Annotated in this window: 16 protein-coding genes; 6 read left to right on the top strand and 10 right to left on the bottom strand. The window is 68.1% G+C overall.

The window, feature by feature from the left end; translation table 11 throughout:
- Positions 1-2 precede the first annotated feature (2 nt).
- The 6 genes from ACIQF0_RS46115 to ACIQF0_RS46090 all read left to right on the top strand — a co-directional run bounded on the left by ACIQF0_RS46115 (position 3) and on the right by ACIQF0_RS46090 (position 8,380).
- Positions 3-782, top strand: coding sequence for a recombinase family protein (locus ACIQF0_RS46115; protein WP_401041177.1), 780 nt, complete (start codon positions 3-5; stop codon positions 780-782).
- Between the two features lie 683 nt (positions 783-1,465).
- Positions 1,466-4,708: a CHAT domain-containing protein gene (locus ACIQF0_RS46110; protein ID WP_401041176.1), complete on the top strand. Its 3,243-nt coding sequence runs from the start codon at positions 1,466-1,468 to the stop codon at positions 4,706-4,708.
- A 988-nt stretch (positions 4,709-5,696) separates the two neighbouring features.
- Positions 5,697-6,281 carry a hypothetical protein gene (locus ACIQF0_RS46105; RefSeq protein ID WP_401041175.1) on the top strand — a complete coding sequence of 195 codons (585 nt, stop codon included), beginning with the start codon at positions 5,697-5,699 and terminating at the stop codon, positions 6,279-6,281.
- 485 nt (positions 6,282-6,766) lie between these two features.
- Positions 6,767-7,609, top strand: a complete 843-nt coding sequence (locus ACIQF0_RS46100; RefSeq protein ID WP_401041173.1) for an integrase core domain-containing protein — start codon at positions 6,767-6,769, stop codon at positions 7,607-7,609.
- Between the two features lie 54 nt (positions 7,610-7,663).
- A complete protein-coding gene (locus ACIQF0_RS46095; RefSeq protein ID WP_401041171.1) occupies positions 7,664-7,993 on the top strand; it encodes a hypothetical protein in 330 nt (109 codons plus the stop codon).
- 108 nt (positions 7,994-8,101) lie between these two features.
- Positions 8,102-8,380, top strand: coding sequence for a hypothetical protein (locus ACIQF0_RS46090; RefSeq protein WP_401041169.1), 279 nt, complete (start codon positions 8,102-8,104; stop codon positions 8,378-8,380).
- A 505-nt stretch (positions 8,381-8,885) separates the two neighbouring features.
- On the opposite strand, the gene manD is transcribed toward ACIQF0_RS46090, so the two are convergent.
- The 10 genes from manD to ACIQF0_RS46040 form a co-directional block, all read right to left on the bottom strand.
- Entirely contained in the window at positions 8,886-10,160 is a 1,275-nt protein-coding gene (gene manD / locus ACIQF0_RS46085) for a D-mannonate dehydratase ManD (protein ID WP_401041168.1), read from the bottom strand.
- Complete coding sequence (locus ACIQF0_RS46080) at positions 10,157-11,005, bottom strand: LamG domain-containing protein (protein WP_401041166.1); 849 nt, start codon at positions 11,003-11,005, stop codon at positions 10,157-10,159. Before ACIQF0_RS46080 ends, manD begins: the two co-directional genes overlap by 4 nt.
- Positions 11,002-12,144: a mannitol dehydrogenase family protein gene (locus ACIQF0_RS46075; RefSeq protein WP_401041165.1), complete on the bottom strand. Its 1,143-nt coding sequence runs from the start codon at positions 12,142-12,144 to the stop codon at positions 11,002-11,004. Before ACIQF0_RS46075 ends, ACIQF0_RS46080 begins: the two co-directional genes overlap by 4 nt.
- Positions 12,128-13,132: a dihydrodipicolinate synthase family protein gene (locus tag ACIQF0_RS46070; RefSeq protein WP_401041163.1), complete on the bottom strand. Its 1,005-nt coding sequence runs from the start codon at positions 13,130-13,132 to the stop codon at positions 12,128-12,130. Before ACIQF0_RS46070 ends, ACIQF0_RS46075 begins: the two co-directional genes overlap by 17 nt.
- Entirely contained in the window at positions 13,132-14,175 is a 1,044-nt protein-coding gene (locus ACIQF0_RS46065; RefSeq protein ID WP_401041162.1) for an NAD-dependent epimerase/dehydratase family protein, read from the bottom strand. The genes ACIQF0_RS46070 and ACIQF0_RS46065 overlap by 1 nt, the downstream gene beginning before the upstream one ends.
- A 67-nt stretch (positions 14,176-14,242) precedes the next feature.
- The gene (locus ACIQF0_RS46060; RefSeq protein ID WP_401041161.1) at positions 14,243-15,241 is read right to left on the bottom strand and encodes a LacI family DNA-binding transcriptional regulator; all 999 of its coding nucleotides are present in this window, start codon (positions 15,239-15,241) and stop codon (positions 14,243-14,245) included.
- Positions 15,238-16,407: a Gfo/Idh/MocA family protein gene (locus tag ACIQF0_RS46055; RefSeq protein WP_401041159.1), complete on the bottom strand. Its 1,170-nt coding sequence runs from the start codon at positions 16,405-16,407 to the stop codon at positions 15,238-15,240. Before ACIQF0_RS46055 ends, ACIQF0_RS46060 begins: the two co-directional genes overlap by 4 nt.
- The gene (locus tag ACIQF0_RS46050; protein WP_401041158.1) at positions 16,404-17,240 is read right to left on the bottom strand and encodes a carbohydrate ABC transporter permease; all 837 of its coding nucleotides are present in this window, start codon (positions 17,238-17,240) and stop codon (positions 16,404-16,406) included. The genes ACIQF0_RS46055 and ACIQF0_RS46050 overlap by 4 nt, the downstream gene beginning before the upstream one ends.
- Positions 17,237-18,112 (bottom strand): carbohydrate ABC transporter permease, encoded by an 876-nt coding sequence (locus ACIQF0_RS46045; RefSeq protein WP_401041156.1) that lies wholly within the window; start codon positions 18,110-18,112, stop codon positions 17,237-17,239. Before ACIQF0_RS46045 ends, ACIQF0_RS46050 begins: the two co-directional genes overlap by 4 nt.
- Entirely contained in the window at positions 18,109-19,407 is a 1,299-nt protein-coding gene (locus ACIQF0_RS46040) for an extracellular solute-binding protein (RefSeq protein ID WP_401041155.1), read from the bottom strand. Before ACIQF0_RS46040 ends, ACIQF0_RS46045 begins: the two co-directional genes overlap by 4 nt.
- Between the last annotated feature and the right edge of the window lie 17 nt (positions 19,408-19,424).

Below are 19,424 nucleotides of genomic sequence, written 5' to 3'. Positions count from 1 at the left end.
GGATGTTCGCGGAACGTGCTCGGGGTCGGACGGTGGCGTCATTGGCGCGCGAACTCAACGAGCGTGGCGTGGTGTGCCCGTCGGGTGCCGATCCCGAGCGGAACGCGCACCGGTTGGGGGAGCGGTGGATCGTCCGGACGGTGGCGATGATCCTGGAGAACCCGCGCTACACCGGTCGGCAAGTGTGGAACCGAAGCAGCACAACGGGTCACGGGCCTGGAGGCCGTCTCGGCGGCCGTGGTTCAGGTGTGCTGCGCTGGAACCCGGTCAGCGAGTGGGAGGTCTCCGAACGGATCGTGCACGAACCGCTCGTGGATGACGAGACGTTCGTCGCAGTTCAGGGCCTGCGGGTGGCAAAGCCTGCAAAAGACGGCAAGGTACGGCGCTACCTGCTGGCGGGGTTCGTCGTGTGCGGACTGTGTGGCCGACGGATGGACGGGCACTGGGTTCATGGGCGAGCGGGCTATCGCTGCCGGCACGGCTTCACCAGCGTCAAGCGACGTTCCGACGGCGAACCGCGGAACCTCTACGTCCGAGAAGACCACCTTCTCGATGCACTGCCACACCTGCTCGGGCGGGCCGTGAGACCTGCGGAATCAGGTGTGGGCGAAAACCTGGTCGATCAAGTCCGCGAGCAACATTTGCAGATTCACTACAGTGACCAGCGTCTTGAAATTCGACCTGCACCGCTAACGCTCAAGGCTGTGGAAACTGCCCGTCGCCCAGTTCAGTCGACGCTCGCGTTGGATTGGTGTGATGACACGAAATTTGTCGAAATATGAATTACCCCACGGGATTCTGGTGAATCCCGTGGGGTAAGAGAATGTCCGAGACTTGAGTTCCCATACGTAGCAAGCGTGCGCAGTTCGCGTGTCCATGCGCTATTGGATAGCTCGAATCCAGTATAGAGGGCCAGTCGACACTAATCAATCTTTCGCCGCTGAGTTATATCGACTTGAGCAAGAAGTTTCGTGGCGGCCTGTTCGACCGCGTGCTGATCTGAAACCAGGCTCATCTGCGTCACGCGCTGCGCGAGTACGAGTGGCGCTACAGCAAGCACCCAGCCCGCCGATCGCTCGCTGGCGCGCCACTCCCGGCAGGGCTTGCCTCATCCTGGCAAACCCGCTCATATTACGACTAATCATAGACAGACATGATCTTCTCGGCTGAGTCATCCATGAGTACCGCCATGAGCCTTGACCTGCATGGACGCAGTTTTCGCACGCGCCCTTTGAACTGATCGAATCCAACGCCTCGTGGTACTCCGACGGGACAGTCTCGATGGAGTCCTCCACGAGGATCGGCATACCGCTTGACCTGTGAGGACGACTTTTCGGCATGCACAGGTCTCACTCGGGTTCAACGGTGTGGTGAAGGTTGCCAATTCAAGGCCAACCTCGTTGACACTGGTCGGCGCTGCCTGCACGTCCGAATAGACGTGTGCGGCCGTCGCTAGTGTGGTGCGGTGGACGACGGTCAAGGCTCGCGTGTGGAGTCCGCCAACGTTGTCGACACCGTCTCCGGCAATGTGGTGCAGGCCCGCGACGTGGCGGGCAACCTGGTGCTCAACGTCGGGCAGCAGGCGTCGCCGGTCGCCCGCGTGCCACGGGAACTTCCGCTCGACGTCGCGGACTTCGCCGGCCGCGAGGAGGAACTCGCCGAGCTGGACCGGTTGCGCGAGGATGCCTCCGGCGCGGTGGTGATCTCTGCGGTCTCCGGCACGGCTGGGGTTGGCAAGACCGCTCTCGCTGTGCACTGGGCGCATAGGGTCCGCGGCGCGTACCCGGACGGCGACCTCTACATCGACCTGCGGGGATATGATCCGAATCAGCCGGTCAGCTCCGAGGACGCGCTGGGTGAGTTGTTGCGCAGCCTGGTCGGGGCGGCCGAGCCTGTGCCCACGACTCTGTCCGATCGCAGCCGGCTATTTCGTACGCTGGTGGCCGAACGACGCATGCTGATCGTGCTGGACAACGCGCGCAGTGTCGAGCAGGTGAGGCCGTTGCTGCCGGGGGCGGGCTCGACGTTTGTCGTGGTCACGAGCCGGGACTCGCTCGGTGGGCTGATGGTCCGCGACGGAGCGAGCCGCGTGCACCTCGGGCTGCTCGAACCGGACGAGGCGCTTGGGCTGTTCGCGTCGCTGGTGGGGGAGCGGGCTCGGGTCGACCCCGAAGCGGCGCAGAGGCTGTGCGAGTGGAGCACGTATCTCCCGCTGGCCCTCCGAATCACCGCAGAGATGGTCAATGCCAGGCCGCACGAGAGCCTGACCACGCTGATGGCAGAACTCGCTGGCGCCGACCGCCTCGATCTGCTGGAGGTCGGCGACGAGCGGACTGCGGTGCGTGCGGTGTTCTCGTGGTCGTATCGGCACCTGAGCCTCGCGGCGGCCAAAGCGTTCCGGTACCTCGCGATCGCACCGGGACGAGATGTCGATGCTCGGGCAGTTGCCGCGCTCACCGGCACGGCGATCGCCGACGCGCGCAAGGCCCTGACAGAGCTGGAGCGCGCGCACTTAGTGCAGCCCGTCGGCAACGGGCGCGTGCGTGCGCACGACCTGTTGCGTTCATACGCGGCAGATCTGCTGCAACAGATCGATGACGACCGAGATGTGGCTTTGACTCGGCTGTTCCACTACTACTTGACGGCCGCGTGCCGTGCGGTCGACGCGGCCCTGCCGAACCGCCGATCGGGCTGGCACATCGATGAGATCGAGACGCCTCGCTTCGCGGACAGCGAGGCCGCCTGGCGCTGGCTGCGTGCCGAGCAGCAGAACCTCGCGGTGATACTCACCTCCGTGGACCCAGTGGCGGAGCCGATCCGGTCGGCTGTGGACCTCCTGCACAGCGCGCGAACAGCAGACGATCGCCTTATCGCGCAGGTTGAGCACGTGCGCGCACAGTGCGCGCTCCTGCAGTCAGACTTCAAGCGCGCAAGCGAGGCGGCGCGGGAGGCTGCGATCCGGTTCCGGCGGGTCGGCGACCGACGGGCGGCCGTGGTCGCGGAGCTGACGGCCTTGCGCGCCGCGATGTCGCTGGCCAGGGCCTGGCCTGACCTGCCTGCCGCCAAACTGCCGGCGTTCGCGGAGAAGCTCGCCTTGCAGCTCCGCGGGATGGGCCTCGCAGAGGAGTCCGACCACGCATTGCTGTGGGCAGCCCGGCTTTCAGTGTCGTTCGGGGACGTTGCTGCTGCCCAGCGCTATGTCGAACAGACCGCCGCCCCGCGTGACAGTGCCCCGCTGGACCACGTCGTCTTCCGCTGGCTGGTGAAGGCCGAACTCGCCGCCGAACGGGGCGAGTTCGACGACGCACTGGACTGCGCGTCGTCGGGCCTCGACCGTCTGCTCGCTGCATTCGACCGCTACGGAGCAACGGATCTAGTGCGCGGCGCCGGGTTGTTCGGTCGTGAGCTCGGCGACCTCGCGGTGCGGATCGCGTTGAAACGGGGTGACAGCCCGCAGCCGGAGGATGTGCTGACCTGGCTCGAACGCGGCCGCGCACATCTGCACCGCCACCAGCCGGCCGCCTCCCCCGATCCCGCAGTGTCCGAGGCCATCGACGACTTCATCCGACTCACCCGCACCGTGCAGCAGCAACGGGTGAACGGCCCGGTCGAGGCTGACGCGGTGTTACGGCACGAGATCGCGCTGCAGCGCGTCAGCCACCTCGGGTGGTGGTCGACGACCTGCGTGGGGTCAGATGCGTTGGTCAGTGTGCATGAACTTGCGGATGCCTTGGAGGGCAAGGCCTTCGTGTCGTTCGTGGCCTCCGGTGACACGCTGGCCGCTGTGGTGGTAGCGGGCTCCTCAGAGCACCTGGTCCCCCTCGGACAGTTGTCGGAGATAACCGAGCAGGCCCGCAAGTTGCACTTCGACCTTGCCGCGATAGCGCCGGACCAGGTCCCGAAGCCGGTCGGCAAGGTGATCGCCTACTCCGCCCAAAACCGGTTGGAGAGCCTGGACACGCAGTTGGTCCGGCCGTTGCTGCGGATCATCGGTGACCGCGGCCTGGTGGTGGTTCCCGTCGGGCAGCTCTACGGAGTTCCGTGGGGCAGCCTGCCGAGCCTGCGCGGCCGTCCCGTCGTGATCGCACCGTCGGCGACGTCATGGTTCCGCGCTCTGAACAGCGCTCAGGACGTGCGCCTGGGCCCCGCTCTGGTGGTCGTCGGCCCCGGCGTGGGTGCTGCCGCGGAAGACGAACGGCTCGCTCGCCTGCACCCCAACGCCGTCTCGATCGCCAACGACGACGCCTCGCTCACAGCCGTGCGCGATGCGCTGCGAACGTCTGATTTTGTGCATCTTGCGTGTCACGGCCGCCACGAGCCCGACAACGCGTTGTTTTCCCGGCTCGAACTGGCCGACGCCCCGCTCCACGCGCACGACTTCGGGCGCTTGGACCGGCCACCCCGGCAGGTCGTGCTCGCCGCGTGCGGGTTGGCGTTGAGCGACATCCGGCCCGATGACGAACTCCTCGGGTTCGCCGGCGGACTGCTGAGCGTCGGTACCAGCACCGTCGTGGTGGCGGTGAGCAGCGTTGGCGAACTCGCCGCTCGCGCCGCGATGGAGGAGCTTCACCGCGGCATGCTGGGCGGTCTCAGCGCGGCGGCCGCGCTGGCCGAGGCCGTGGCGGGTGATCCGTTGCGGCGGCCGTTTGTGTGCGTCGGCGCCGACTCGGTGCTCGGTTCGCATCAGGGCAGCATGTTCAGCAGCTAGCCCCGTCTCCGCACATGAGGTCGAGTGAGTTGATCGGGTAGGTCGAGATCCTGTGTGATCGGGGTGGCACGCTGATCTGGAATCACCCACGGCACGCGCTGCGCGAGTACGAGCGGCATTACAACAAGCACCGCACCCACCGATCCCTCGTCGCCGCAACACCCTTGTGAGACCGACTACAACCCCTTGGACCTGACCAGATCGAACGCCTCGCGGTACTCCGACGGGACCGACTCGGCGGAGTCCTCCACGAGTATCGGCATGCCGCTTGACCTGTGCGGACGCGATTTCGGCACGCGCAGGGCCGAAACCACCTTTCCACTCGCTCGCACAGTATCTATAGTTGATCTGCAGAGTCCTCTTCTGATTAAGTGAATGGAGACGCGATGGAGCAGTGGATGGTGACCTGGTGTCTACCCTTCGATGCCTATCCCAATAGCTTGGAATACGGTTCCGTCAGTGCGGTAGATCTGACTCAAAGTAGTTTGTCGCGCCGGTACCCGGAACTTGGCCGAGCCTTCGGCAACGGGAAGGTAGTGTCCCACACGTACACGGTCGAAGGTGGCTACCGGATAGCTACATTTATTCTACAGCGAGACTGACATGAAGTTTTTGGTGTCGCTTTCGTCGAGAAAAGAGCTGTCATCGATCACATCGAGGTGGCAACCAGGATTCGGTCACGCGGACCGTAGAGTCGTGTCGCTAGTCCCTGTGCTGCCATCAATCATAGAAGGCTTGATCCACGGCTACGAGCCCGTCGCAGCCTGATGTGCAGGTCAGGGTACTCGGCCGTGTTCTGACATGCCGCAGGCATTAGGCGATCGGGCGCTGGGCCTTAAGTATTGGTCGAAGGGCCACCTGCTCCTTGTTGGTGATGATCAAGGTGATTGCCTCCAGTGGAGTGAAGTCGTCCAGGTGGAGTCACGGCAGGCAAGCGGGAAGCTATGGTCCGCCTATGCCATCGGGACAGGTGTCGGTGTGGGTACCGATGATCGTCGGCGTGCTCGGCATCGCAGGTGTCATCGGCGGGCAACTCGTCAATGCGTGGCGCGAAGACCGACGCTGGCGACGTGAGAACGAGCGCGAGGACCTCCGGTGGCGTCGAGAAAATGAGCGCGAACAAGTGAAGTCTGTGCATCAGGACGTGCTGCATTGGAGAGAGAAGCGACTCAACTATTACGGGGAGTACATGGCGTTACTCGATGAGTGGCAGGAGCTTCTTCGAGGTCCTCTTGTGGACGTCTTGTCTGGTGAAGTCGTGAGCGTCGAAGTTGGAGAACGAACTACTGAGATCACTCGTCGTGCGCGTGCGGCGTTAGGTCGAATTCTTCTTATTGCGTCAGAGGAAGTGCGAAAGACGACCAGTGATGCGTACTATCTGCACTCGGCAGTGAGCTACCATGTCGTACGGCAGGGTGAGCTGCGCGCTAGCGATAATGGGGCAGTGCATCCGTCCGGAGGGCATGCTGAGTTGATACGTGCGAGACGAAGTGTCGAGGCAGCCTTCCGTGTTGATCTCAGTGTTCCGGAAGCTGACCTGCTGCCTGAGTCAAAGTGTTCTCGTCTCGATTGACGGTACACCAAGAATTTGCTGCAGTGCCCCAAATGGGTGTGGGGTGCCAGAAATCAGCACCCTGTGCGTGCCGAAAAGTACGTCCGTGTAGGTCGCGGACCTCGGCGCGTGTCTGGCGGTCGTCGGGCATGATCGCGGCCGTGCTGGTCCTGTGCGTGCCGGTAAGTACGTCCGTGCAGGTCAACGGGCATCGTTAGGTAGCGGTCATCATCCGGCATGATCGCGGCCGCGCTGGTCCGCTTCGCCTACCTCGCTGTCTCTCAAGCCTTCGCCGCGCTATGGCTCTTGCGCATGACTGATCAGGAGAAGGACGTCGAGATCCTCGCGCTACGCCACCAACTCGCGGTCCTGCACCGGCAACTCGGCGATCAGCGCCCACGATTGCGGCCAGAGGACAGGGCGTTGCTCGCAGCCTTACTTGTGCCGTTGGCCCGCACGACGTTACGCCGGATCCGGCTGCTGGTCAGCCCGGACACGGTGCTGAGGTGGCATCGCGACCTGATCAAACGCCGCCATGCCCGCATGAGCGTGAACCGTCGGCCTGGGCGTCCGCGCACTGTCGCTTCCATCCGCCGTCTCGTCCTGCGCCTGGCAAACGAGAACCCTCGTGGGGATATCGACGCATCCACGGCGAACTCGCGCTTCTCGGTGTCGCGACCGCCGCCTCCACGGTGTGGGAGATCCTCAAGACCGCCGGCATCGATCCAGCGCCCCGCCGAACAACCGTTACCTGGGCCGAGTTCCTGCGCTCGCAGGCTGAGGCGATCTTGGCGGTGGACTTCATCGAGACGGTCACGCTGACCGGTCAGCGCCAGTACATTCTCGCCGCCATCCACCACGCCAGCCGACGTGTGCGCATCCTCGGCGCCACCGCACACCCCACCCATGCCTGGGTCACCCAGGCCATCCGCAACCTGCTCATGGACGTCGAGGATGCTGGACACCTCGCGCGAATCAGATTCCTCATTCGGGACCGGGACGCCAAGTACCCCGCGTTGATCGACGAGATCCGCGGCTCCGCGGGAATCATTACGGTGCCGACCGGTGTCCGAGTGCCCCGTATGAACTCCATCATCGAACGCTGGGTCAAGACCCTTCGCGCCGAACTGCTGGACCGCACGCTGATCTGGAACCAGACCCACCTACGCCACGTGTTGCGCGAGTACGAGCGGCACTACAACGAGCACCGCACCCACCGATCACTCGCCGCCGCAGCACCCTTGCGAGCCCGGCACCACCCCCTCGGACCTGACCGGATCGAACGTCTCGCGGTACTCGGACGGGACCGTCTCGGTGGAGTCCTCCACGAGTATCGGCATGCCGCTTGACCTGTGTGGACGTAATTTTCGGCACGCACAGGGCTGGCCGGGCTGGTCGGCGCGATGTCGGTCAAGCCGGTCCGCGGCCTGCTCGACCGGGTGCTGCCCGCGCCCGGTACCGGGCCCAGCGAACAGGCTCGTGCGAAGGGTTGGTTCCGTTCGGTGTTGCACGCCACCACCAGTTCGGGGCGCCGCTACCGGGCCACGGTCGCCGGGCCGGGCGATCCCGGTTACGCCGCCACGGCCGTCATGCTCGGGCAGAGCGCCCTCTGCCTGGCCCTCGACGACCTCCCGCAGCGGTCCGGCTCGCTCACGCCCGCGACGGCCATGGGCCGGCCTCTGATCGATCGCCTGCGGCTCGCCGGGCACACCTACGACGTCACGAACGCCTGACCCGCGCCACCTTGCGGGGTTGGGCGCCGGCAGAGGGCCAGGAGGTAGATCCGTACGTCGTCGGCGAGTGCTTGGCGGCTTGATCAACGAGTACGAGCCTGCGGCAGCGTGATCCGCAGGTCAGGCATGTTGAGCCATGTTTTGGCACCCCACAGGGTCACCCAGGCCGTCCGCAACCTGCTCATGGACCTCGAGGACACCGGACACCTCGCGCAGCTCAAGTTCCTCATTCGTGACCGCGACGCCAAATACCCTGCGTTGATCGACAAGATCCTCGGCACCGCGGGAATTGCTACGTTGCTGACCGGTGTTCGGATGCCCCGCATGAACTCCATCACGAACGCTGGGTCAAGACACTTCGCGCCGAACTGCTCGACCGCACGCTGATCTGGAACCAGACCCACCTAACGCACGCACTACGCGAGTACGAGCGGCACTACAAGGAGCGCCGAACCCACCGGTCACTCGCCGCCGCAGCGCCCCTGCGAGCCTGGCCCCAGCCTCTCGAACCCGCCCAGATCGAACGCCTCGCCGTAGATCGACAGGACCGTCTCGGCGGAGTCGTCCACGAGTATCACCATGCCGCTCAACCTGCATGGATGCAGTTTTCGGCACGCGCAGCGCCAGAAATGCCCGGATAAAGCAATTACCCCACGGGAAATTGCTCTCGTGGGGTAATTCCGTGGCCGAGTGGAAATGGATAGCTCGTCGCGTGTACGAAGGTCCGATCAGGAAATTCCGGCAGCTGTTCAGATCGCTCGATGCAGTGCCTTGTCAATGCGGCCGATCTGGCAACGCTGCGATCGTGCTGGACCGCGCGACCCGCCACGTGCGAGATGACGATCTCTCGAAGCTCCCGGCTCGACCGGGACCGATCCCGACGATGGTGTGATCACCAGTCGTGCATCGACCCATCCAGCTTGAGCCGGTTCACCGGCAGGTATGCGCGGGTGTACGGGTGCCGATCCGCCTCGGCGTCGTCGTGGTCCACGCCCAGGCCCGGCTCGTCGGACGGGGCGAGCAGGCCGTCGGTGAAACTGTACGTGGGGCGGAAGACCTGGTCGGTGTCCTCGGTGTGCTTCATGTACTCCTGGATGCCGAAGTTCGGGATCGCGACGCCGAGGTGCAGCGCCGCGGCGAGGCCGACCGGGGAGATGTCGGTCGGTCCGTGCACACCGGACTTGATCTGGTAGACGGCGGCGTAGTCGAAGATGCGGCGCAGCGCCGTGATGCCGCCCGCGTGGGTGACGGGGGAGCGGACGTAGTCGATCAGCTGTTCCTCGAACAGTTCGCGGTAGTCCCAGATCGTGTTGAACACCTCGCCGATGGCGAGCGGTGTCGTCGTGTGCTCGCGGACGCGGCGCAGCACGGCCGTGTTCTCGGCGGGGGTGACGTCTTCCAGCCAGAACAGGTCGTACGGTTCGAGCTCCTTGCCGAGCTTCGCGGCCTGGATCGGGGTCAGGCGGTGGTGGGCGTCGTGCAGCAGCGGCAGTTCCGGGCCGAACTCGTTGCGGACGGCCTCGAAGACGCTCGGGGCGTGCCGCAGGTAGGCCCTCGTGTCCCACTCCTCCTCGACCGGGACGGCGGCACGACGCGCGGGCTCGTGGTCGTAGCGCGCGCTCGCGCCGGAGCCGCCCACCACGGCGTTGGCGCTGGACGCGACGCCGTAGACCGAGCCGAGGCCGGGAACGCCGGTCTGGATGCGGATGGCGCGGTAGCCCTGGTCCAGGTGGGCGCGGATGGAGTCGAACAGCTCCGGGAGTTCGGCGCCGCTCGCGTGGCCGTAGGTCAGGCAACCACGTCGGCTGCGGCCGCCGAGCAGTTGGTAGAGCGGCATTCCGGCCATCTTCGCCTTGATGTCCCACAACGCCGTGTCCACCGCGGCGATGGCGGCCATGGTGATCGGCCCGCGCCGCCAGTAGGCGCCCCGGTAGAGGTACTGCCAGGTGTCCTCGATCGCGTGCGCGTCCCTGCCGATCAGCAAGGGGGTGACGTGGTCCTGGAGGTAGGACACCACCGCGAGCTCGCGGCCGTTCACCGTGGCGTCGCCGAGGCCGGTCACGCCGTCGGCGGTCCGCAGGCGCAGGGTCACGAAGTTGCGGCCCGGTGAGGAGACCAGGACCTCGGCGGAGACGATCCGCGTGCCCATGTCGTCGAAGTCGGTCATCGTGGGAACCCCCGGTGCGGGAAGGTGGTGGTCATGGCCGCTGTGTGCGCGGAAATGCGCTCGACCGGCAGTTCGCGGTCGTAGACGGCGACCTTGCCGATCGCGCCGGCGAACCACGAGCCGAAGTCCCTGGTGCCCACGCGGAACGGGGCGGTGCCGCCCTCGGGCGTGATGACGATGTCGCGGATCACGAGCTGATCCTGGTCTCGCAGGACGCCGTCGCGGTAGATCTTGACGTAGCCGTGCGGGTACTCGGCGCTGACAGCGGCGGGGTTGATGACGAGGGCGTAGTGGATCCACTGCCCCTCTGCGACCGGGTCCTGGAAGTAGGAGCCCGCCCCCAGGCCGCCGTCGCTGTTGAACGCGTACCCGGAGATCCGGTTGGGACGGTTCTCCGTGTTGGTCTTCGAGTACATCCGCGACACGTACTCGTGCTGGCCCGGCGCGCCCTTGCCCATCCAGTGCACGTACCCGGAGGACTCGGCGTGCGGGAACTCCAGGATGTCCGGCCGCATCCAAGCCTCGAGGGTGAACGCGCCCGTGGTCGCGGGACTCAGCGCGTCGCTGTCGGGCACCTGGAGGTAGCCCGTGGCGCCGTCGAAGTCGGTGGCCCGGTCGCCGTTGGGCAGGAACGCGACCGAACGGCCGCCCGTGTATGTGCCGGTGCGGCCGTGGCCACTGGCGTCCTGTTCGGACGGTGCGACGGCGCCGGACATCCGCCAGTACGCGACGGGGGAGTCCGCCAGCACGGTGGCGTCGTACCCGCAGGGCAACGGGCGGGCCGACGCGGGGGAGGCGCCGGCGAGCAGCGCGGCAGCGACGACGGCGATGAGCGTCCTTCTCATGATCTGCACCTTCCGTTGAGGTGAAGCCTGGTGTCCGCTGCCCAGCCCGCGGCGAGGCGGTCGAGCGCGGCGGTGGTCTGTCCTGTGTGGACCAGCCAGTCCTCGACGACCCGGAGTGCCGGCGCGGGGTCGACGTCGTCCGCGAGCAACTCCTCGACGAGCGGGACGATTCGCTCGCGGAGCTTGTGTTCGGCGTCCAGCGAGATCTGGGCCAGCGCGTGCCGGATCCGGCCGTTGGTGAAGCGGGTGCGCAACTGCCGGAGGTACGCGGTCGCGTCCGGCACGCCTCGTCGGGACGCCACCGCCCAGTACTCCTCCAGCCGAGCGGTGAGCATCGGATCCGCCATCGCGTCCGCGACCGTGCCGTGCCCCCGGCCGAGACCGGCCATTGCGAGCAGCAGGTGGGCGCCGTTGAGCAGCCGCAGTTTGCGCCGCTCGAACGGCGCGATGTCGTCGGTGAAGACGGCACCTGCCCGTTCCCACGCGGGCCGCCCGGCGGGGAACTCGCCGGCCAGCACCCACTCGGCGAACGGTTCGGTGACCACGGGGGCGCGGTCCGCGCCCCCGAGCCCGGCGATGTCGGCCTCGGTGGTGGCGGGGGTGATGCGGTCCGACACCGTGTCGACGAACGACACGTGGTCACCTATCCACCGCGCCAGTTCCCTGTCCGCCACCGACAGCAGCGCCGAGCGGGCCCGTGCGCCGTTCGCGCGCACGTTGTCGCACGGCACCACCGCGATCGGCCCGGCACCGGAGCGCCGCCGGGCGTCGAGCGCCCGCACGAGCCGCCGCGGCGCGGTCGGATCCGCGTAGCCCACCTCCGTGATGGTCAGGGTCAGCACCGCGACCTCGGGGGAGGCCACCAGCCTGTCCAGCTCGTCCTGCCGGTCCGCGCCGTACGCGGCGACGAGCGAGGTCATCCGGTGGTGCACGTCCTGCTCGGGCCCCCGCTCGACGAGCGTGTACCGGCAGTCCTGCGCGGTCAGCGTCCCGGCCAGCCGGGTCGACCGGCCGCTGAACGCCGCCACGCCCCAGTCCGGGTCGCCGAGCTGGGTGAACCACACCTGGTGGGCGCGGTGGAATGCGCCGAGTCCGATGTGGACGATCCGGACCGGTGGCCGGTCAGTCGAGCCAGGCATTGCGGTGCTCCTCCACGAATTCCTCGTCCAGCAGGGCGGGGAACCGCTTCCGGACGTCGGCGATCAGCTCCGACTGACCCGGTGACAGCACCTCGTCCTCCGCCAGGCAGAGCGACGACGCGAGCAGGCCCTGCTGCCGCAGCACCTCGTTCACCCCGGCCACGCAGCCGGCGAAGCCGTGCGCCACGTCGAAGACCGCCGCGTTCACCTCGACCAGGTCGGCTCCGGTCGCGAGGAGTTCGTCGGTGAGGTCGATTGCCCGGCGGCGCACCGCGACCGCTGCCCGCGTGCCGACGGCCCACTGGCCGAGCAGCCCGCCCGACACCCGCAGCGTCCGCTCCTCGCCGCCCACCACGGCCCGCCACGGCGTGACGAGGTCGGTGACGATGGTGTCGTCGTTACCGGTGAGCAGCGCGATCCGGTCCCAGCGGTCGTGCTCCAGCAGCGCGCGAGCGATGTCGTTGGTGCGATACCGGTCGAACGGAGCCGCCTTCACGCCGACGACCGCGTCCAGGTCGAACAGCCTGCTCCAGTACGACCTGGGCAGCGGGCGTCCGCCTACCGCCTCCTGCAACGCGAATCCGATGACGGGCAGCACCTCGCCGACCGCGCGGGCCCGGGCCAGCTGGGCGTCCGGCCCGGAGTCGCTCATCCCGAACGGGCACAGCAACACCGCGTCGTACCCGGTCCTGGCCGCCACCTCCGCCTCCCGGACGGCTTGGGCGGTGTCGCCGACGACTCCGGCGATCAACAGGGGTCCTGGGGTCGCCGCCAGTGCGAGCACCGCCGCGAGCATGCCCAGGTCGTCGTGCAGCTCGAACTGGGTGGTGTGCACGCCCACCGCCAGACCGTCCACTTCGGATGCCAGGTAGTACCTGGTGAGTGCGCGCTGAGCCCGTTCGTCGACAGCGCGTCCTGGGGTCAGCGCGAGCGGGTGGGCCGGGATCGTGACACCCGCGAGCAGCCGGGTCCGCACGTCGGTGGCCATCAGTACCTCCCCTGGCGCTGCTCGAACTTGGTGGCCTTGCCGAGCTGACGGCCACCGGCGGAGACCCACTCGGCGGTCCAGTCGATCAACGTGCGCGCCGCGAGGCTCGGGTAGCCGAAGCGCGCGAAGCAGTCGCCCGCGTCGTTCAGCAGCGCGTCGGCGGCCTCGGTGCCGGTGAACTCGACCTCGCGGCCCATCGCCTCGCCCAGCAGCAACGCGATGCGGCGCACCGGAATCGTCTCCGGCCCGGTAGCGTTGAGCACCGGCGCCGACGGGTCCGCGAGCAGGACGCTGCGCAACGCCCACGCTGACACGTCCTGCTGCCACACCACGTTCACCGCGGGCATCGTGACGTCGACAAGACGTCCCTCCGCGATCCGCGTCGCGATGTCCGCGACCACGCCGTAACGCAGCTCGCACGCGTAGTTCAGCCGGAACATCAGCGACGGCGTGCCCCACCGCTCCGACGCGCCCGCGAAGATCCGTTCGCGCGCCAGGCACGATTGGGCGTACTCACCGCGGGGGAGCGGGGCGTCCTGCTCGGTACACCCGCCGTGCGCGAGCGGTGTGAACGGGTAGACGTTGCCGCTGGAGTACACGACGGTCGGCACGCCGCGGTAGCGGGACGCGACGAGCGCGGGCATGGCGGCGTTCGCCCACCACATGCGGTGCTCGGCGCCGGTCGTGCCGAACTTCATGGCCGCGAGGTAGTACACGGCGGCGGCGTCGGGCAGTGCCGAGTACGCCGCCGGGTCGCCGAGCTCGGCGCTGTGCGTGCGGATTCCCTGCTTTTCCAACGACTCTCGAACGTCCACTTCGGACCAGCGTGACACGGCGTGCACGGTCGCGGCCGAACCGGCCGCCTCCAGGGCGCGTTTGGCCATCACGGTCATCGTCGGGCCGATCTTGCCGCCGGCGCCGAGCAGCACCACGTCACCGCCGAGCGCGGCCAGGTCGGCGCCCACTCCCTCCAGCGGCGTGGAGAGCAGGTCCTCCAACTGTTTCTCGTCTGCGGGAGCCGGTCGCCGCGCGGTGGTCTGCATCAAGATCCTTCCATTCAAACGTTTGCATAGCGGAGCGCGAAAATGCGTGAGATGGGAAGGGAGAGAATCAGGTCCGGGGCTTGCCGACGCTCGCGCGCCAGATCACCTTCGTGCCGACGCCGAGGTGGTGCGGGTCGGCCGTGATGCCGGGTTCACCGGCCTCCAGCAGACGGTCGACGGCCAGCTGGCCCACGCGCGCGCTCAGCCCCTCGACGGTCGTGAGCCCCGGTTGCACCAGCCCGGCCATGACGTCGTCGTGCCCGGCGACGCTGACGTCGTCCGGCACCGAGAGGCCGAGTTGGCGGAAGCCCTCGACCAGCCCGGCCGCGAGCACGTCGTCGAACGCGACGACCGCGGTCGCACCCTCGCCTGCCACCACGCGAGCCGCCGCGACGCCGTCCTCGTGCCGGGCGGCCGTCGGTTCGAGCTTGACCAACGTGACGCCGTGCTTGCGCACCCGATCGGACACCGTGCGACCGCGGACCTTGTTCGCCCACGACCCCGTCGGGCCAGGCAGGTAGGCGATCCTCTCGTGACCGAGTTCGCACAGCCGGTCGACGAGCTCCGCGACCGAGGCCGAGGAATCGGTGTAGACGCCCGGAATCCCGTCCACCGGACGGTTCACCAGCATCAACGGGATCATGTCCGCGATCTCGCGGATGTGCGACACGCTCATCCGGGGCGCGCACAGCAGGATGCCGCGGGTCTGCCGGGCGAACTGCTCGCACACCTGGCGTTCGATGTCCGCCGCGTCGTCGGTGTCGGCCACGAACACGCCGATGCCGCGTGACCGCGACCGCGCCTGCGCGGCCTTGAGCAGCATCGTCATGTACGGGTTGCTGATGTCCGGCACCACGATGCCGATGTACGGCGAGTCGCCCGCGCGCAACGCCCGCGCCATCGGGTTCGGCGTGTAGCGCAGCCGGGCCGCGACCTCCCGCACTTTGCGGACGGTCTCGGGCGAGAGCAACTCCGGGTTGGAGAACACCCTGGACACCGTGGAGATGGAGACCCCGGCCTCGGCCGCCACGTCGGCGAGCTTGGTCTTGCGGCCGTGCCCGGTCATGCCGCAACCAGTTCGGGGTGCATCAGGCCACGGTACCCGGCGACGTCGATCGATCCGGCCGAACCCGCCCACGCGGGATCCACCTCGGACAGCATCGCCGCACGGCGCGCGCACGCGGCGACGAGCCGCCCGAGGCCCAGCACCCGCCTGCCGTCCCATGTGGACGGAGCGGGCGACGGCGATCCGACGGCCTGGACCACGGCGTTGGTCGTGAGCACGAGGTGCCTGGTGGCGGCCAGGGACAGCAGCGGGTCGGCCGGGCCGAGCGGGTCGGTCACCGCGCGTTCCAGCGACGGTGCCGCCACGGCGGCCGACGGCACCGGAACCCTTCTCCTGCCCTGGTACGCGATCACCCGCTGCCCTCCGTCCGTCACGTGGATCATGCCGTTCTCCGTGTGCGCCAGGACTCCGGGACGCACCACCACGTCGGTCGACGTCGTGCCCACCGCCAGCACGCGCGGCCCGCGATGCGGGACGACGCGCACTGCGGAGACGTCGTCGCCCTCGATCGGCCGAGCGTGGAAGCACTCGGCCCGCACCGACGCCGGTGCCCAGCCCCGTTCCACCTGACTTGCGAACAGCAGCGCCGCCTGCACGACGTGCGCCAGCGGGTTGAACAGCGGTCCGTCCAGCACGGCCTGACCGTCGAGGAACCACGTGCCGGCCCACCGGCCGCGCCCGTAGTACTCGTCCGGCCGCGACAACGCGCCGTGCGCCACCACGTCGTGGACCGGTGGCATGCCGAGCGCCGTCCACGCCCGGTGCAGCGCTCCGACCGTCGAGCGGGCCGTCTGGAACCCGACCTCGACGCGCCTGACCGCGAGCAGGCCGGCCAGTTCGTCGAGGTCCTGCAGCAACGTGACGGGCGGCTTTTCCAGGTACACCGCCGTTCCCGCGCCGATCGCCGTCCTGGCGAGGCCGAAGTGCGTGTGCGGTGGAGTCGCGATGACGACGCTGTCGACGTCGTGCTCGGCCAATGCCAGCCCCAGGTCCGAGTGCCACGACGGTGTGCTGCCGTATTCGGTGAGCAGGCGCGTCGCTGGATCCCCCGCGTGCACGTCGACGAGGCCCACCAGGCGAATCCGCCCTGCGGCCTGCAGGTCGAGCAGGCTGCGCAGGTGCCGCAGCCCGAAGCCGCCGGTACCGGCCAGAACCGTGTTGTTCATCCTTTGAGCGCCCCTCCCGCGAGGCCCGAGAACACGTGCCGTTGCAGCAGCAGGTACACCAGCAGCGGCGGGACGATCACGACGAGCGCCGCCGCCGAGATGACCCGCTGGTCGGCGGAGAAGGCACCGGACAGGTACTGCACGCCGACGTTCACGGGGTACTTGTCGGGGCTGCTCAGGATGACCAGCGGCCAGATGAAGTGGTCCCACGAGTCGAGGAACCCCAGCACGGTCACCACCGCGAGCGAGCCCTTCACGTTCGGCAGCATGATCCGCAGGAACGTCCGCACCGGGCCCGCGCCGTCGATCACCGCGGCCTCCTCCAGTTCGTCCGGGATGGCGCGGAACGCCTGGCGCATCACGAAGATCGAGGTGATCGACACCGCCTGTGGCAGCACCACGCCGAGCAGGGTGTCCTGCAGCCCGAGGTTCCGGGTGACCAGCAGGGTCGACACGAGGATCACCTCGAACGGCAGCGCGGCGGTGGCGAGCAGCGCCGCCATGTAGAGACCGCGGCCGCGGAACGGGACGCGGGCGAGCGCGTAGCCGGTCAGCGTGGCCAGCAGGAGGTTCGTCGTCACGCCGAGCGCGGCGATGCCCGCGGAGTTCAGCAAGTACCCGGCCAGCGGGATCTGGGTGAACGCGGTGACGAAGTTGTCGAGGGTGGGATCGCTCGGCACGAGGCCGCTGAGGAACCCGGTGGTCGACTCGCCCGGTCCTTTGAGGGCGGTGCTGAGCTGCCACAGCAGCGGGCCGAGCACCACGGCCGAGGCGAGGAGCATGAGCGCCCACCGCAGCAGGGCCTCACCGCGCGAGACGGACTGCTCGTTCATGCGGTCCTCCTGCGGCTCGCGCTCCAGGTGACGGCGGCGGCCGCCAGCACGAACACGAACAGCACCAGGCTGATCGCTGAGGCGTAGCCCGCCTGCGTGCCGGGCGCGACACCCTTTTCGAAGAGGTAGAGCACGATCGTCTCCGTCGCGTCACCCGGCCCGCCGCCGGTCATGACGTAGGGCTCGGTGAACACCCGCAGCGCGCTGATCGAGGTCAGCACCGCCACGAGCAGGGTCGTCCCGCGGATCTGCGGCAGCGTCACGCTCCACGTCCGGCGCAGCCAGCCGGCACCGTCGATCCGCGCCGCCTCGTCCTGCTCACGGGAGACGTTCTGCAGCGCCGCCAACGTGATCAGCGTCGCCAGCGCACACCCGCGCCACACCGAGACGACGGTCAGGCTGATCAGCGCGAGGTGCGAACTGGTCAGGAACGGCAGCGGGGCGCTGATCACGTTCAGGCCCTGCAGCACCCGGTTCGCGAGGCCGTCCGAGCGCAGCACGAACTGGAACATCACCGCCACGGTCGCGAGCGGCATCACCATCGGGGAGAACAGCAGCGACCGGACGATCGCCGACCCCCGCAACGAGGTGTTGACGAGGACCGCCAGCGACGTGGAGATCGCCACGATCAACGGGACCGTGACCAGCGCGTAGACGAACGTCCGGCCGGCGGCGGCCCAGAAGTCGTCGTCCGCGAACAGCGTGGCGAAGTTGTCCAGCCCGGTGAAGCGCCCGCCTCCGACCGTGCTGGCGTTGGTGAACGCCAGCACGAACGTGTTGAGCAGCGGGGTGAACAGGAAAGCGCACTGCAGCACCAGGACGGGACCCACGAACAGCAGCGGCACGTACCACCGGTGGCGGGCCGCCGTCACTGGCGCGCCTTGAGGATCGAGTTCAGCTTCGTCTCCGCGTCCTGCAGCGCCTGGTCCGCGGACACCTCGCCGACGATCGCGCGCTGGACGCTCGACCACAATGCGGTCGTGAACTCGGAGTCGACTGCGGCCGGGGTCGGGTTCGTGGTGCCGTTCTTCAGGCTGGCGGCGGAGATGGCGCGCGCCTTCGACACCAGGTCCGTGCCCTCGGCGGTGAAGAAGGCGTCTTCGAGGGACTTCGCCGTGCTGGGGAACACGCTCGACTGCTTCGCCAGGGCGAGCTGGTTTTCAGGTGAGGTCAGGAACTTGGCGAACGCGACCGCTGTCGGCAGGTTCCTCGACGCCTTCGGCACGGCGACCCCGTGCGCCACCACCCACGTACCCTTGCCGTTGACCGCCAACGGTTTCGCGAGCGCCGTCTGCGCGTACACGCCGGGCGCGTTCTGCTGGATGATCTTCAACCGCGACCCGCCGGTCTCCAGGTAGGCCGTCATGCCCTCCTGGAACGTCTCGATCTCACCGCGTTGCTGGGCGGACACGGCGTCGGCGGGGATGCCGCCGGACTTCTGCAGCTTCGCGAGCGAGTCGACGAACGCCGCGGCTTCGGGCGTGTGCACGACCGCCTCGGTGCCCTGGTCGTTCACGAGCGGCACGCCGAGGCTGCGCAGGTAGGTGTGGAACCCGAGCTGGGTCGGTTGGAAGCCGGCCTTGCCGGTGGCGGCGGCGATCTTCGCGGACACCTCCACCAGTTCGGGGTAGCTCGTCGGGTCGGGCGCGGACGCGAGGTTCGCCTGCTCCAGCAACGCCGAGTTCTTCATCAGCACCGGCGTGTTGAGGTACCAGGGCAGGGCCGAGGCCGACGCGCCGCCGAAGGTGACCGATTTCCAGGCGGACTCGACGAACCCGCTCTTCAGGTCACCCGCCGCGGCGCCCATGTCGACCACGAGGCCCTTGCGGGCGATCGGCGCGAGCGTGCCGGTGTCGAGGTCCATCACGTCCGGCAGCGACCCCGCGACGGCGTCCGCGTTGGTCTTGCGGGCGGCCGAGTTGCTGGGGATGTCGGTCCACGTCACCTTGGTGCCGGGGTGCTGCTTCTCGAACTCGGCGATGACCCCGCGCAGGTAGCCGTCGAACGTGGGCGACAACTGCAGGGTCTGGAACGTGATGTCGCCCTTGACCTCGCCGGAGGTGTCCACGGCCGTGCCGGTCTGGGGGCCCTCGCCGAGCCCGCACCCGGCCAGGGCCAGTGCGCCGACGGCGGCGGTGAACAGCCGGAACGCCTTTCTGCGAGCCATGGTCCCTCCGATGTGAA

Origin of the sequence: Lentzea sp. NPDC092896 (genome assembly GCF_044754905.1) — a bacterium.
GTDB lineage: Bacteria > Actinomycetota > Actinomycetes > Mycobacteriales > Pseudonocardiaceae > Lentzea.
This window is presented reverse-complemented; position numbering and strand designations above follow the sequence as displayed.